Annotated in this window: 16 protein-coding genes; 9 read left to right on the top strand and 7 right to left on the bottom strand. The window is 59.3% G+C overall.

Annotation, left to right across the window (positions count from 1 at the left end):
* The first annotated feature begins 33 nt into the window (after positions 1–33).
* Positions 34–900: a carboxylate/amino acid/amine transporter gene (locus tag HX792_RS11735; protein ID WP_176996264.1), complete on the top strand. Its 867-nt coding sequence runs from the start codon at positions 34–36 to the stop codon at positions 898–900.
* Positions 901–1,040: 140 nt separating this feature from the next.
* Here HX792_RS11735 and HX792_RS11730 read toward each other — a convergent pair whose 3' ends face one another.
* Entirely contained in the window at positions 1,041–2,339 is a 1,299-nt protein-coding gene (locus tag HX792_RS11730; protein WP_176996263.1) for a mechanosensitive ion channel family protein, read from the bottom strand.
* A 193-nt stretch (positions 2,340–2,532) separates the two neighbouring features.
* Between HX792_RS11730 and HX792_RS11725 the strand changes: the two genes are divergently transcribed.
* Complete coding sequence (locus HX792_RS11725) at positions 2,533–3,879, top strand: DEAD/DEAH box helicase (protein WP_176996262.1); 1,347 nt, start codon at positions 2,533–2,535, stop codon at positions 3,877–3,879.
* A 50-nt stretch (positions 3,880–3,929) separates the two neighbouring features.
* Here the strand turns inward: HX792_RS11725 and HX792_RS11720 are convergent, their stop codons facing one another.
* Positions 3,930–4,205: a hypothetical protein gene (locus HX792_RS11720; RefSeq protein WP_176996261.1), complete on the bottom strand. Its 276-nt coding sequence runs from the start codon at positions 4,203–4,205 to the stop codon at positions 3,930–3,932.
* Between the two features lie 154 nt (positions 4,206–4,359).
* On the opposite strand from HX792_RS11720, the gene HX792_RS11715 reads away from it, so the two are divergent.
* Complete coding sequence (locus tag HX792_RS11715; RefSeq protein WP_176996260.1) at positions 4,360–4,749, top strand: transcriptional regulator; 390 nt, start codon at positions 4,360–4,362, stop codon at positions 4,747–4,749.
* Positions 4,750–4,809: 60 nt separating this feature from the next.
* Here the strand turns inward: HX792_RS11715 and HX792_RS11710 are convergent, their stop codons facing one another.
* The 4 genes from HX792_RS11710 to HX792_RS11695 form a co-directional block, all read right to left on the bottom strand.
* Positions 4,810–5,841, bottom strand: coding sequence for an esterase (locus tag HX792_RS11710; protein WP_176996259.1), 1,032 nt, complete (start codon positions 5,839–5,841; stop codon positions 4,810–4,812).
* 100 nt (positions 5,842–5,941) lie between these two features.
* A complete protein-coding gene (locus tag HX792_RS11705) occupies positions 5,942–6,835 on the bottom strand; it encodes a DUF6279 family lipoprotein (protein WP_176996258.1) in 894 nt (297 codons plus the stop codon).
* 66 nt (positions 6,836–6,901) lie between these two features.
* Positions 6,902–7,624 (bottom strand): TorF family putative porin, encoded by a 723-nt coding sequence (locus HX792_RS11700; RefSeq protein ID WP_176996257.1) that lies wholly within the window; start codon positions 7,622–7,624, stop codon positions 6,902–6,904.
* Positions 7,625–7,833: 209 nt separating this feature from the next.
* Complete coding sequence (locus HX792_RS11695) at positions 7,834–8,013, bottom strand: hypothetical protein (RefSeq protein ID WP_003193095.1); 180 nt, start codon at positions 8,011–8,013, stop codon at positions 7,834–7,836.
* Between the two features lie 323 nt (positions 8,014–8,336).
* Between HX792_RS11695 and HX792_RS11690 the strand changes: the two genes are divergently transcribed.
* The 3 genes from HX792_RS11690 (at position 8,337) to HX792_RS11680 (ending at position 11,325) form a co-directional block, all read left to right on the top strand.
* Positions 8,337–9,173: a S1 RNA-binding domain-containing protein gene (locus HX792_RS11690; protein WP_034099624.1), complete on the top strand. Its 837-nt coding sequence runs from the start codon at positions 8,337–8,339 to the stop codon at positions 9,171–9,173.
* 111 nt (positions 9,174–9,284) lie between these two features.
* Positions 9,285–9,683: a DUF2177 family protein gene (locus HX792_RS11685; RefSeq protein WP_176996256.1), complete on the top strand. Its 399-nt coding sequence runs from the start codon at positions 9,285–9,287 to the stop codon at positions 9,681–9,683.
* Between the two features lie 199 nt (positions 9,684–9,882).
* Positions 9,883–11,325 (top strand): NCS1 family nucleobase:cation symporter-1, encoded by a 1,443-nt coding sequence (locus HX792_RS11680; protein WP_176996255.1) that lies wholly within the window; start codon positions 9,883–9,885, stop codon positions 11,323–11,325.
* On the opposite strand, the gene HX792_RS11675 is transcribed toward HX792_RS11680, so the two are convergent.
* Positions 11,237–12,436, bottom strand: a complete 1,200-nt coding sequence (locus tag HX792_RS11675; RefSeq protein ID WP_176996254.1) for an MFS transporter — start codon at positions 12,434–12,436, stop codon at positions 11,237–11,239. The two genes, HX792_RS11680 and HX792_RS11675, sit on opposite strands and share 89 nt — an antisense overlap.
* 103 nt (positions 12,437–12,539) lie before the next feature.
* Between HX792_RS11675 and HX792_RS11670 the strand changes: the two genes are divergently transcribed.
* The 3 genes from HX792_RS11670 (at position 12,540) to HX792_RS11665 (ending at position 14,543) form a co-directional block, all read left to right on the top strand.
* Positions 12,540–13,433: a LysR family transcriptional regulator gene (locus HX792_RS11670; RefSeq protein WP_176996253.1), complete on the top strand. Its 894-nt coding sequence runs from the start codon at positions 12,540–12,542 to the stop codon at positions 13,431–13,433.
* Positions 13,434–13,575: 142 nt separating this feature from the next.
* Entirely contained in the window at positions 13,576–13,698 is a 123-nt protein-coding gene (locus tag HX792_RS30370) for a PA1414 family protein (protein ID WP_003193089.1), read from the top strand.
* A gap of 242 nt (positions 13,699–13,940) precedes the next feature.
* A complete protein-coding gene (locus HX792_RS11665; RefSeq protein WP_176996252.1) occupies positions 13,941–14,543 on the top strand; it encodes a peptidoglycan recognition family protein in 603 nt (200 codons plus the stop codon).
* The last annotated feature ends 433 nt before the right edge of the window (positions 14,544–14,976 follow it).

Below are 14,976 nucleotides of genomic sequence, written 5' to 3'. Positions count from 1 at the left end.
TTTAATGTCCCGCCCATTCGAAACGAGGCGCGCATGGGCTATCTACTGGTTGTCACCCTGATTCAGGCATTTTCCTTCAGCTTGATCGGCGAATACCTCGCCGGTCACGTCGACAGTTACTTCGCCGTGCTGGTGCGCGTGGTGCTGGCCGGCCTGGTATTTATCCCCCTGACCCGTTGGCGTTCGGTGGAACCGGCCTTCATGCGCGGCATGCTGATGATCGGCGCGCTGCAATTTGGCGTGACCTATGTGTGCCTGTACCTGAGCTTTCGCGTGTTGACGGTGCCGGAGGTGTTGCTGTTCACCATCCTCACGCCGTTGCACGTGACGCTGATCGAAGACGCCCTCAACCGGCGCTTCAACCCCTGGGCGCTGGTGGCAGCACTGGTGGCCGTCACGGGGGCGGCAGTGATTCGCTTCGACCAGATCACCCCGAACTTCCTCGGCGGCTTCCTGCTGCTGCAACTGGCCAACTTCACCTATGCCGCAGGCCAGGTGATGTACAAGCACCTGGTGGCGCGTTACCCGAGCGACCTGCCGCATTATCGGCGCTTCGGCTATTTCTACCTGGGCGCCTTGATCGTGGTGCTGCCGGCATTCCTGATGTTCGGCAAAGCCAACTTCCTGCCCGAAGCCCCGTTGCAATGGGGCGTGCTGGTGTTCCTCGGCTTGGTCAGCACTGCGCTGGGCATGTACTGGTGGAACAAAGGCGCGTGCCTGGTGCAAGGCGGCACCCTGGCGGTGATGAACAACCTGCATGTGCCGGTGGGGTTGCTGCTGAACCTGCTGATCTGGAACCAGCATGAGCCGTTGGGGAGATTGGCATTGGGCGGGTTGGTGATTGTGGGGGCGGTGTGGATCAGTCGGTTGGGTGCACGCAAGCAGCCAGCGCCACACTGACCCCCTGTGGGAGCGGGCTTGCTCGCGAATGCGGTATGTCAGAGAAGGATGTGCTGACTGATACACCGCCTTCGCGGGCAAGTCGAACCGTCGCACCGCCGCTCCCACACAAGCCCGCGCCGACAGTGGGCTTGGTGGCGTCAGGCTGATTTGTTTTCCAGGGACGGCAAATGGCTGGCGCCCAATACCGCGGGCAACACCCCCGCACGCCAATCATTGCCACTCGGCTGCTGATACAAGCTCAAGCCAAACTCCGGCAACACCGCCAGCAGATAGTCAAAAATATCCCCCTGAATGCGCTCGTAATCGGCCCAGGCGGTGGTGCGCGTGAAGCAGTAGATCTCCAGCGGCACGCCCTGGGCGGTGGTTTGCATCTGGCGCACCATGCAGGTCATGTTCGGCTGGATGTCCGGATGGCTCTTCAGGTAGGCCAGGGCGTAGGCGCGGAAGGTGCCGAGGTTGGTCATGCGGCGGCGGTTGGCCGACAGTTGCGCACTGTGGCCCTGGGCTTCGTTCCAGGCCTTGAGTTCGGCCTGCTTGCGCCCGATGTAGTCGGTGAGCAGGTGCACCTGGGTCATGCGCAGTTCTTCATCGTCGCGCAGAAAGCGCACGCCACTGGCGTCGATGAACAGGCTGCGCTTGATCCGTCGCCCGCCCGAGGCCTGCATGCCGCGCCAGTTCTTGAACGACTCAGACATCAGGCGCCAGGTGGGGATGGAGACGATGGTCTTGTCGAAGTTCTGCACCTTGACCGTGTGCAGGGTGATGTCCACCACATCGCCATCGGCGCCGACCTGGTGCATTTCGATCCAGTCGCCCACCCGCAGCATGTCGTTGCTGGTCAGCTGCACGCTGGCGACGAACGACAACAGGGTGTCCTTGTACACCAACAAAATCACCGCCGACATCGCACCCAGGCCCGACAGCAGCAACAGCGGTGAGCGGTCGATCAGGGTGGCAACGATGATGATCGCGGCAAACACGAACAGCACCATTTTGGCCAGTTGCACGTAGCCCTTGATCGAGCGCGTGCGTGCGTGTTCGGTACGCGCGTAGATGTCCAGCAGGGCATTGAGCAGGGCGCTCACGGCCAGGGTCATGAACAGGATGGTGAACGCCAGGGCCACGTTGCCGATGAACAGGGTGGCGGTCTTGCTCAGGTCCGGCACAAGGTACAGGCCGAATTGAATCACCAGGGATGGCGTCATCTGCGCCAGGCGGTGAAACACCTTGTTGTGCCGCAGGTCGTTGAGCCAGTGCAGGGGCGGTTGCCGGCCGAGCAGTTTGACGGCGTGGAGAATGAGGTAGCGCGCTACCCGTCCGAGCAGCAGCGCCACCACCAGCAACACCAGCAAGCCCAGGCTGGAATGCAGCAGGGGGTGTTCATCGAGGGCGCCCCAGAGGTCTTGGACGTTGAGCCAGAGCTGTTTGATATCCATGGGTGAAACCGATTCTTCTGTAGGACAAGACGGGGCGATTAGAGCATTTAAGTGCAACAAAGTTGATGCTGAGGACAAATGCACTGACAAAAAAGCAGCTGATTAGCACCGTTCGCGTAAAGAAACTCGGTTTGAACGCCCGAAACCGGTAACCTATGCCGCTGATATTTTGTATTTCTTCGAGGTAGCACCCGTGTTTTCCCAATTCGCCCTGCACGAACGCCTGCTCAAAGCCGTGGCCGAGCTTAAATTTGTCGAGCCTACGCCTGTGCAAGCAGCGGCCATCCCGCTCGCGCTCCAAGGGCGTGACCTGCGGGTGACAGCTCAAACCGGTAGCGGCAAGACGGCGGCTTTCGTCCTGCCTGTGCTGAACCGCCTGATCGGCCCGGCCAAGGTTCGTGTCAGCATCAAGACCCTGATCCTGCTGCCGACCCGCGAGCTGGCCCAGCAGACCCTGAAGGAAGTCGAGCGTTTCTCTCAGTTCACCTTCATCAAGTCCGGCATCATCACCGGCGGTGAAGACTTCAAGGTGCAGGCGGCCATGCTGCGCAAAGTGCCGGACATCCTGATCGGCACCCCGGGCCGCATGATCGAGCAGCTCAACGCCGGCAACCTGGACCTCAAGGAAGTCGAAGTGCTGGTGCTCGACGAAGCCGACCGGATGCTCGACATGGGCTTTGCCGACGACGTGCAGCGCCTGGTGGGCGAATGCGTCAACCGCCAGCAGACCATGCTGTTCTCCGCCACCACCGGTGGCTCGACCCTGCGCGACATGGTCGCCAAGGTCCTGAACAACCCTGAGCACTTGCAGGTCAACAACGTCAGCGACCTGAACGAGACCACGCGTCAGCAGATCGTGACCGCCGACCACAACGTGCACAAAGAGCAGATCCTCAACTGGCTGTTGGCCAACGAGACCTATCAGAAGGCCATCGTGTTCACCAACACCCGCGCTGCCGCCGACCGCATCTACGGCCGCCTCGTGGCCCAGGAATACAAGGCGTTCGTGCTGCACGGCGAGAAAGACCAAAAGGATCGCAAGCTGGCCATCGACCGCCTGAAGGCCGGTGGCGTGAAGATCCTGGTGGCCACCGACGTGGCTGCGCGTGGCCTGGACGTTGATGGCCTGGACCTGGTGATCAACTTCGACATGCCCCGCAGCGGTGACGAATACGTGCACCGTATCGGCCGTACCGGGCGTGCCGGCAACGATGGCCTGGCCATCTCGCTGATCTGCCACGGCGACTGGAACCTGATGTCGAGCATCGAGCGCTACCTCAAGCAGTCGTTCGAGCGCCGCACCATCAAGGAAGTCAAAGGCACCTACACCGGGCCGAAGAAGGTCAAGGCATCGGGCAAGGCCGTTGGCGTGAAGAAGAAAAAGACCGACGCCAAGGGTGACAAGAAGAAAACCGGCGCCAAGTCGCCGACCAAGCGCAAGATCGCCAACCGTCCGAAGACCGACAACCTGTCGCTCGTCAGCAAGGACGGCATGGCCCCGCTCAAGCGCCGCAAGCCAGAGGCACCCGCTGCCGAGTAAGGCAGGGGTGAAATAAAAAAACCGGACGATTGTCCGGTTTTTTTATGGCCTCAGCTTTTGGCCTTGGCCGCTGCTTCCTTGAGTTCTTTCAGGCGTGCGTCGATCAGCTGGCACTTGTCGGGGAACTCCGCGCTTTCGGTGTCCAGGTCCATCTTCTGCAGTTCGTCGTTCATCTCCTTGGCCTTGGTCGGGTTCTGTTCGGTCAGCTTCGCCACTTCCTGGGCCAGCTCCTCGCGCTTGGCCGTCGCCTCATCGGGCGTGCAGGCCCAAGCGGGCAGGGCGGCGGTTAGCGTGGCGATGATGGCCAGGTTCATCAGGGTTTTCATTGGCAGACCTCCTTGGCGGTTATGTGCTGTTGAGGCCGCGAACGTCTGGAAAGTTCAGAGAAATGACGTCCGTCTATTCGGCTGAACGGCCAGCGACGTAGCCTGTCCACCCTTTGACGGGCCACTTTTCCATCGGCCTGCAGGAGGAATCAGGATGACGACTTACAACTGGGATCTGATCGAACGACTGTTGCATGAAGTGCAGAACGGCGAAGGCAGCTTTGCGCCGCGCAAATACGCCGAGCAGGAAGCGGCCGAGAAGGCCACGGCGGGAGAGTCCACCGGTAACCTGGACGCGCTCAAGAAGACCGCTGCGGATTATGAAGCGCTGCTGTTCAAGCGCGGCTTCATCGAGTCGCGGCCCGAGGAAGAGGGCGGCAATGGCGAGAATTTCATCCTGACGGCACTCGGTGCGCAATTGTTGGCGCTGATCGACAGCTCGATTCCCGGCAATGATCACCCGCGTCAGGTGCTGGATGAACAGGCGGATGCGCTGGACCCGGAAACATTCAAGGCGTTGGCCAAGAAGGCGCAAATTGCCTGAGGTATCTGCCCGCATTGGCGATGGCCGCTCGCCGGAAACAGCGCCAATGCGGGTTGTTCATCAGCGGGCTATTGGCAGCATGAGGCCGTTCGAATCGAACCATTGTTGAATCATGGCTGCAACCTGGTCCGCGTTTTTTTCCATCATCGCCATATGGGAATTGCCCCGGATACCCTGCTGTGGCAGATCAATCAGGTCCACTTGTCCGCCTGCGTCCCGTACTGCGTTGAGGAAGGTGTTGGATTGGGCTCGATACCGTTGCCATAAGGGGGACTGATCGATGAAGTCGCCCCAGATTACCAAGTGAGGAACCTTTGTTGCGGGGGTGATATCAACCCGCAACGGGTCCGGCCCGGCGGCGGGCTCCAAGGCAACGATGGCCTTGATCTTATCGGGATACTTCAACGCCGCGTTGAAAGCAAAGACGTTACCCTGGCTATGGGCAAGGATTACGCACGGGCAGACTTTCTCCACCAATTGGTCGTAGGCGGCCTGGGCACGTTGAGTGGCTTGGGGCGATGCCCAGCGAGCGACAAATTGCTTGGCAAACTGGTCAGCATGATCGACAGGGAATTGGGCGCCGGGGAAGGTTCGCCGCTGTGGATAGGCGTTGTCAGGGCCAAAGCGAAACATCGACCAGGCCTGGTTCAGTGTGCGATGTTCAGGTTCAGTGTCGATCAGCTCTGGGGTGCGCGGCCAGGAGGCGCGACCTCGTTCATAGGCATCGGACACATAGGTCGAATGGCCGCGGCGCATAAAGAAATTCTGCCACCCGGGTTGGCCATCCGGGCGGGTTTCCCAAGTAACGCCTGTCAGCCCCCCACCGTGCCACATCAGTAAGGGATAGCGCGCCCGCGGCTCTTCAAGTTGATAAGACTGAACATACATCTGGCCTACCTGGTAGTCACCGTTGGGGTTCGAAGTACGTTGTGTGCCTGCAATGGCTGATATTTGTGACACCGGGAGCCCTTCGAGCGAGACGGTTTGACCTCCGATGTGAAAGGAACTGATGTCCTTGAGGAGGACGGGCGTGGCCGCTGCCTGAAGGCTTAGGAGCGCGGTGGTGATGATCAGCAGGGGGCGGGGGGGCATGAAGCATTCCTCTTGTTGTTTTTCGAGGAAATGTACTTCGCACCTTTCGCATAAACATGATTAAACGTGATTCAGTTTGCTTTATTTTTATACAGAATGTTTATTTGGGCCCGGCGTTGATAATTGCGCCATCAGTCGTGGGCCTCATACACTTGAGTGCCTTGAAGTCGCTGCGCACACCGTCGATTTTCTGCGTCAGTTTCACGCGCTGTTGTGCGGTGCTTTCGGCCATCAGGTCCACGATCAAGCTGCGCGCCGCCGCCTCGGTTTGTGCATAGGCGATTTTGTATTCCGGCGTCCAGAGGCTTTCACGATCCACCAGCAATTGCTGCATTTTCTGCGGGAAGTCCGCGCTCTTACGCTGTTTCACTGCGTCGATGAATTGCGCCTGCCAGCGGGCGCGGTTGCCGATCCATTGCTGGTTTTGTTCTCCCAGGCTGATGGACCAGGCTGTGACACGGTTTTTCTGGCTGTCGCTCAACGGCCCCATCCACGCGTCCAGGCGTTTATTCATGCGCTCGGCGCGTTCCTGGACCTGTTTGGCCAGCGGAGGCTTGAGGTATTCGTCCTGGCGCTTGCGTAGGTCCTTGGCCAGCGCTTCGTTCATTTCCTTGACCTGCTGATCGTCCAGCCCCTGCAACAACTCAATGGCCGACGGGGTAATTTCACGGGCGACGTCGGCAATGGCTTGCTTGGCTTCGGCGGTGCGGGTCTGCAAGGCTGCATCAGTGACCTGGTTGTCATCGACCATCTGTTGCAGGCGGTCGAGCCAGTCCAGGTAGCCCGGCAATTGCGTGGTGCAATGCCAGGCGAGGTGTTCCTTGAGTTTGTCGTTGAACCAGCTCTTCTGCCCGGCATGCATGTCCAGGTAGTCGCTGAGGGTCCAGGGGATGATCACATCGAGGTTGCGGTAAGCCAGGCCCACGCGGCTGCAGGCGGTGAGCGCCAGGCTCAGGGTCAGCAAGATCACCAGTAGTTTGAGCCGACGCAGCATGAGCGGGTCCTTGCGCAGAGGAAGTTAATGCATGTGAACCCGCGTCGGGCGCGACAGTTCAGATCCTCAATAAAACGACCGTGCGGCCTTCAGGGTCAACAGCCCATCGCATTGCGAATTGTGTCCGGAGTAGGCCGAGCAGTCGCCGCCGCTGAGGCTGGAGTCGCTGTAGATCAGGTTCAGGTCTACGCCCATCCACTCCCGGGAGAACTGCACCGACCAGTCGCTGAAGCTGCGAATGGAGCCGCCGTCTACCGAAACCGGGGTGCCCAACTGATGGGTGGTGTACTTCATGCTGACGCCGATGCCGAATGGCTGAGTGCCGCCTAAGTCGGCAAACAGGGTGCTGTCCTGGCGATCCGGGTCGTTGCTGAATGAGGCGCCGAAACGATTGCCCAGCAGGTTGAGGCCGCCGTAGAACTCCTGGCTGTCGAGGGGGCTGAGCTTGGGGTAGCTGTAGTGAATCAACCCGACTTCATAGCCCAGGGTCTGGTCGAAGGGATGTTTGAAGCCCATGTACGAGTCGACTTCCAGGTTGCTGGTGGAAGACAACCCCATGTTCGGCGAAAACTGGCCGATGTACAGGCCGCTGTCGTGGCTCAGGTCCAGCCCGCCATGGAATGAATCGCTGCCCGGCGAAGTGGGTTTGACCAGGCCTTGGGCCATGCTACGGCTTGGGGTGGTACCCAATTTCAGGTCGAAGTCACCCAGTTCACGCTGGAAAATCTGCGCTTCGGCGAGGGGGCTGGCTGCCAGGGCAGTGACCAGGAAAATGCAGGGTTTGAACATGCTTCACTCCATGAAAAAGCGAGGAGCAGTAACGGAGGAAATCGAGCAGATGCCCGTGCTAGACGTGTGCAAGCATACCGGCGAATGCGTAGCGTTGAGGCCCGTTCGTCGATTAGTGCATCCAGGGGATTAAGCAGGAGGGTGTTTCGGGCTCTAGTCCTAGCGCCTTGAAGGCAAGGCGCTTAGGGACCAGGTGCAATGCGCAGGTATTACTTTTTGCCCAGGCTGATCTGCTTGGACGGGCCGAAAGTCTGGCCGCTCACGCCCTTGGCAATTTGCTGGATTTCGCCGCCGGACTTGAGGAAAGCAGCGATCTGGCTGTTGATCGATTCGCTGGTTTCAACGGCGGGAGCTGGCTTTGCTTTGCTGTTGGATGCTTTTACGCGCATGGCGGCCACTAACCTGTAGAAAATTAACTTGGCCAGGCATCGTACAGGAATGACTTGACAATTGCTTGGTAAATATCCCCGGGGAATAACGCGCGGCGTTGGAAATAACCCAAGTTCATCTTTGAAATAAGCCCCTAACTTACTGTTTTAACTCGAAACCATGGGGGCATTCGGCGGTTTTGTCGTCGTGCAATTGGGCCAGATGATCGGACGAGCGGGGCGGTGCTAGTAAAACGCCACGCCGGCCCGCGATTTTTCAGGCGCACGCGCGTACCGGGCGCAACTCGGGTAGAATGCCGCCCACGTAACGAGGGTATCTGGAAATGGCTTTAGTCGGTCGCTACAACAGCTTGCAAGTGGTTAAACATACTAACTTTGGTTTGTACCTGGACGGTGCGCAAGACGGTGAAATCCTCTTGCCTAATCGGTATATCCCCAAAGATATTCCCAGTGAAGATGAAGACTGGCTTAACGTTTTCATTTATTTGGACAGCGATGACAAACTTATCGCGACGACTGAAAAGCCCAAAGTTCAAGTGGGCGAATTTGCCAGTTTGAAAGTAGTGGAAGTCAACAGTATTGGTGTATTCCTCGACTGGGGCCTGCCCAAGGACCTGTTGCTGCCGTACTCGGAAGAGAAGCGCCAGTTGAGCGCCGGTGAATACTGCGTGGTGCACGTCTACCTCGACAAGCACACCAAGCGCATCACCGCCACCGCGCGCCTGGACCGCTACCTGGACAAGACCCCGGCCAACTACCAGGTGGGCCAGGAAGTCGACCTGTTGGTGGCCGAGGCCACGGACATGGGCTTCAAGGCGATCATCAACAACAAGCACTGGGGCCTGATCCACAAGAACGAAGTGTTCAAGTTCCTGCGCCCAGGCAAGGAAGAGAAGGGCTTTATCAAAGAGATCCGCGCCGATGGCAACATCAGCCTGAGCCTGCAACCGGTCGGCCAGGAAGCGGCCTCCAGCCTCAACTCGAAGATCCTTGCCAAGTTGCGCGAAAACAACGGCACTCTGCCGGTCAGCGACAAGAGCGACCCCGCCGTGATCAGCAACTTGTTCGGCGTGAGCAAGGGCAACTTCAAGAAGGCCATTGGTGCGCTCTACAAGCAGGGCCAGATTGTGATTCATGCCGATCGCATTGAACTAAGCTGACCACGCTTTGCTCTTCTGTAGGAGCCGACTTGCCGGTGATGGTGTTCTCGAGAGCACCGCCAAAGCCGTAGGCCTCATCGCCGGCAAGCCGGCTCCTACAGAGGGTGTGCCATGTCCAGGAAAGTTATTTACACCTACCTAGGCACACTGCTCGCCTTCCTGGTGCTCGACGGGCTCTGGCTGGGCGTCCTCATGGGGCCTACCTACAAAGCCCTGCTCGGGCCGCTGATGCTTGATCAGCCACGGCTTTTGCCCGCCATTCTGTTTTATCTCCTATATGCCCTCGGTTGCGTGGTGTTCGTGGTGTTGCCCAGCGCCAGCTGGCAACGCGCGGCTCGCCTGGGTGCCTTGCTGGGCTTGGTCGCCTATGGCACTTACGACCTGAGCAACTGGGCCACCCTGCACGGTTGGTCCAGCGGGCTGGCCGTCATGGACATGGCATGGGGCACGTTCCTCACCGCGGTCTGTTGCACGGTTGGCTATCTGTGTGCACAACGAGTGCAAGGTTGATTGTGTACAGGATTTGTATGCACCGTTGCTGAGCATATCTCCCATATTTAAAGCGCTATAGCCTGCTTTGAAACGCCGTGCCATTGGGGATTGTGTGCTATTGGCACGCAATCTGCTGAATGCCTCGTATACAAACTCTGCCGCCTCCCGTATGCACACTGCTACGGCGGGGCAGGCCGGTATTTCGAGGAGCCCAGCGATGACCGAACAATTGCCCAAAGGCTACAGCCCGCGCCTGTACAACAAGGACCTGGGGCCACTGCCGCAGAAATGGACCTGGTACAACATCTTCGCCTTCTGGATGAGCGACGTGCACAGCGTCGGGGGCTATGTATTCGCCGCCAGCCTGTTTGCCCTTGGGCTGGCCAGTTGGCAGGTACTGATCGCGTTGCTCGCCGGCATCTGCATCGTGCAATTGATCGCCAACCTCGTGGCCAAGCCGAGCCAGCAGGCCGCGGTGCCCTACCCGGTGATTTGCCGACTGGCCTTTGGGGTGTTCGGGGCGAATATTCCTGCGGTGATTCGCGGCTTGATCGCCGTGGCCTGGTATGGGATTCAGACGTATCTGGCGTCGAGTGCCTTGATCATTGTGGTGCTGCGGTTTTTCCCACAGATGGCGGTGTATGCCGAGCCGCATTTCGCTGGCCTTTCCTACCTGGGCTGGTTTGGTTTCCTCAGCCTGTGGGTATTGCAGGCTGCGGTGTTCTGGGCGGGCATGGAGTCCATCCGCCGTTTTATCGATTGGGCGGGTCCGGTGGTCTACGCGGTCATGTTTGCCTTGGCGGGCTGGATCGTGTGGAAGGCGGGTTGGGCCAACATCAGCTTCACCCTGGCGGAAAAATCCTTGTCGGGTTGGCAAGCGTTCGGCCAAGTGATCGTGGCGACTGCGTTGGTGGTGTCGTACTTCTCTGGCCCGACGCTGAATTTCGGTGATTTCAGCCGGTACTGCCGCAGTATGCAGGACGTGCGACGCGGCAACTTCTGGGGGCTGCCGGTGAATTTCCTGGCGTTCTCGCTGGTCACCGTGGTGATCGTCTCGGGCACCTTGCCGGTGTTCGGCGAAATGCTCCACGACCCGATCGCCACGGTGTCGCGCATCGACAACAGCATGGCCGTATTGCTTGGCGCCTTTGCCTTCGTCACCGCCACCATCGGCATCAATATCGTGGCCAACTTCGTCTCGCCCGCCTTTGACTTCGCCAATGTCGCGCCGAGCAAGATCAGCTGGCGCGCCGGCGGGATGATCGCTGCCGTGGCCTCCATCTTCATCACCCCATGGAACCTGTTCAACAACCCGCTGATGATCCACTACACCCTGGATATCCTCGCCGCCTTCATCGGGCCGCTGTTCGGGATCCTGCTGGTGGACTTCTACCTGATCAAAAAGCAGAAGATCGACGTGGACGCCTTGTTCGATGACAGCCCAAGTGGGCGTTACTACTTCGACGGCGGCGTGAACTGGACGGCGGTCAAGGCGCTGGTGCCGGCGACGCTGGTGGGCGTCGCCATTACCTTCACACCGGCGTTGCAGGGCATGGCCAACTTTGCCTGGTTTACCGGGTGTTTCCTGGGAGGGCTGTTTTTCCTGGTGCTTGCTCGGCGAGAGCAAGTGCGTCTGCCCGCGCCGCTGGTTGCCGGTTGACCAGCACCGCACCCGCCAACACCAACCCGCAGCCGGCCACTATCAACGCTGGCTGCAGCCCACCGCTCAAGTGGCTGCTCACCGAGGCCAGCAGCGGCCCGCTCAATTGGCCGATGGCAAAGCTGGCGGTGAGCAGGCCGGTGCTGCGCTGGTAGCCGTGAGGCGCCACATCACGCAAGCGCGCCATCACCAGTTGCATGCACGCCAGGAACGGCGCGCCGCACAGCAATACGCCCAGCGCCAAGCCCCAGCCGTTGCCCAACAGGCAGGCGAATACTCCGGCCGCTTGCAGCCACAGTGTGGTCATCAGCCAACGGCGCGTGGTCTGCGGGTCCTTGCGGCGCAGGCTCGCCACCACCACGCCCAGCGCTGCCCCCAGGCCAAAGCACGGCCAGAACAGGTCGGCTTGCCAGGCGCCCTTAAATTGCGCACTGGCCATCTGCGACAGGAAGGTGGCCGGGATGATGTAACCCAGGCCGTACAGGAAGTAGATCCAGCACAGGTGCGCGATGCTTTCATTGTTGCCCACGTGGGTCGCGTGAGTGGCCGCCGCGCTTGGCTGCGGCAGGAACGGCAGGACCGCCAGCAGCATCACCAGTGCTACCACGCTATACACCAACCACAGTGTCGCTGAGCTTTGCCCCATCAGGTTGGAGCCCAAGGCCAACAGCCCGGTCAACAAAATCCCCAGCCCCGGCCCTGCAAATATCAGGGCGCCGAGGCGCGGGCGGCCGATGCTCATCGCCAGCGGCTGACTCAAACTGGTGATCATCACCAACGCCCAGGCACTGGCGACGCCGGTACCAAAGCGCAGCAATAAATGTGGCCAGAATCCGTGGGCCCAGTACGAAGCCAGGGTCAGCAGCACGCACAGCCACAGCCCACCGTACATACGGCCGCGCACGTGGTGATGGCTGCGGGCGAAGATCGAATCCACCGCGCCGACGAAGTAGCCCAAGTAATTGGCGGCAGCAATCAGACCCGCGCCGGTCAGGTCAATCTGCCCCTCGCTGAGCAGATGGGGCATTTGCGGGGTGAGGGCGAAGCGGCCAATGCCCATGGCCATCATCAGGGCGATAAAGCTGGCGAGTAAGCGAATCCGGGGTGACATGGTCAAGTTCCTGCTGGTAAGCGAATGACCTTCAGGCTAAAGCCGATTGACTTTCTGTAAAAATGAATAATAGTGAGTAACTTGTTCAGTTTTGGAGAAAGGTATGGAGTTCAGTCAATTGCGCATTTTCCAGGCCGTGGCGGAAGAGGGCTCCATTACCCGCGCGGCCGATCGCCTGCATCGCGTGCCTTCGAACCTGTCGACACGCCTCAAGCAAATGGAAGAGCAGCTCGGCGTTGAACTGTTCGTACGTGAACGCCAGCGGCTACAGCTTTCTCCTGCCGGTAAAGTGCTGCTGGACTACAGCACGCGCCTGTTGGCCCTGCACGACGAAGCCCATGGCGCGGTTCAAGGCGGGCAGCCGGCCGGTGAATTTGTGCTGGGCAGCATGTACAGCACGGCGGCCGTCCATTTGCCGAAGTTGCTGGCGCGTTATCACAAGGCTTACCCGATGGTGAACTTGCAGGTGCAATCGGCCCCCAGCGGCGAATTGCTCGAAGGCCTGATCACCGGTCGTCTCGACGCGGCCTTTGTGGATGGCCCGATCACCATTGCTTCCCTGGACGGCGTGCCGTTATGCGAAGAGCGGCTGGTGCTGATTTGCGAGGCTGATCACCCACCGGTGCGCGGCCCGCAGGATGTCGCCGGGCGTTCGGTGTTCACGTTCCGCCGCAGTTGCGCTTACCGCACGCGGCTGGAGACCTGGTTTTCCCATGAGCACGTGGCGATGGGGCGGGCGATCGAGATCGAGTCCTACCAGGGCATGCTCGCCTGTGTAATTGCCGGTTCCGGGGTGGCGTTGATGTCCGAGTCGATGCTCGACAGCCTGCCGGGCAAGGACAGCGTGTCCGTTCATCCCCTGACAGGGCCATATGCCATGGCGACCACTTGGTTGATGTGGCGAAAGGGTATGCTCGGCGCTAACCTCAACGCATGGATCGACCTGCAGCAAGAAGGCAAGGCCGAATTCCTGCAAGACACCCGTGCGATTGCTTGAGCGATCCGTCAGGATTCACATCAATCTGGTAACAGTTCGTTGTGGTTTCGTTCAAGCATTGCGTAGGACTTAGGGCTACTATCAGTGTAGGAAAAGTCGACAGGTATCTCGCCGGCTCGCATCACCCTCAAAGGGGGCAACCATGAAAGAGAAAATTCAAAACTGGCTCCATGACCTTGGCGTTGCGCTGGGCTTGATCGAGCCTCCGCTGCAACCGGTGCCAATCCGTACGGATGACGAGCAGCGCCGACCACGCCGCAGGTAAGCGTAAAGCGCTCAAACGATCAGACATTGAACGTGCGGGCGCTGATGCTACAGGTAGTGTTTCAGGGCAGTTCCGGTTCCCTGTGATCTGAGCGCACCTCCTTTTTTCGCAACACCTCCCCCCGTTTATCGTCTGACGATGCACGTGCCATCGTCAGACCCTTCTGCTTATCCCGTCATCCACGCCTTTTCCCCATTTCAGCCTCTATATTTTCGTCTTCACAAGGATGAAAAGGCATCGGAATGTCGAGCATTGATAACGAAGGCATGTTGATTTCCAGCAAGGTCGAACTCCGCCGTTTTCCAGCGATCGAGCAGGGGGATCTGCGTAGTGTGCACGCTCTGGTGGTCCACCAGACTGACGCCCCGACGGCGCAGCACACGTTCAATACTTACCGAAATAAGGGCAACGGCGCGCATTTTCTGATCGAAAAGGACGGTGTGATCTACCAGACGGCCAGCCTGAAAAAACGCTGTTATCACGTCGGGAGACTACTGCGCTCCAAGTGCGAGGCGGTGGATGAGTCAACGTGTGACGCTGTTCAGATGAAGGCTATTAAATCACTCACCTGGGAGTTGCAGTTCCGCGCGTTGGATCGGTATGAACGCACCAAGAACTACCCTGAGCGTTACCCCATGAATGCCGATTCATTAGGCATCGAGCTGGTCGGAAAACACTTGGACAAAACACATTACGAGAAGGTGACGGCGTTGCAAAATCAATCGCTGCAATGGTTGGTCGCTGAGCTATACGGTCATTTCAACCTGACGTCGAAGGACGTCTACACCCACCCGCAAATTTCGTATAAACATCTGGGTGAAGCCGGCAGTGCGGTGTGGCAATGAGGTTTTGGCCAGGGACGTTTGCGGTGTTACTCGTGGGCTGTTCGCCTGTCAGCGACGTGTCGATTACGCGTTTTGAATCCACGGAGCCTGAGTCGTGCCGAGCATCGGACGTTGCACTCGATGAGCGGCAAATCGCCTCTTTCTTCAAGCGTGCCGAGCGCATTGATGGGCGCACGCTGCATGACGAATACAATTGGGCGCCTTGTCACCTTGAGGGCACCCTGACGTATCAGGGAAAGGCCTGTACCTGGCACGTACGCGCAGGACACACGGGCGAAATCGTCTGCCCGGGGGTACAGCAGTATTTTGGCTGCACGACGTGCGACGACCTGTTTGGAGGGGGCATGCCTTAGCGCGGGCCCGCCCGGACTTGACGTTTTAGCGTCAGAAACGGACTACCTCATTGTCAGAAGCAGGGCACTTATTTAATCCC

Source organism: Pseudomonas sp. B6002 (assembly GCF_013385985.1).
Classification (GTDB): Bacteria; Pseudomonadota; Gammaproteobacteria; order Pseudomonadales; family Pseudomonadaceae; genus Aquipseudomonas.
Note: the sequence above shows the minus strand (reverse complement) of the source record. Positions and strands in the feature narration are given on the sequence as shown.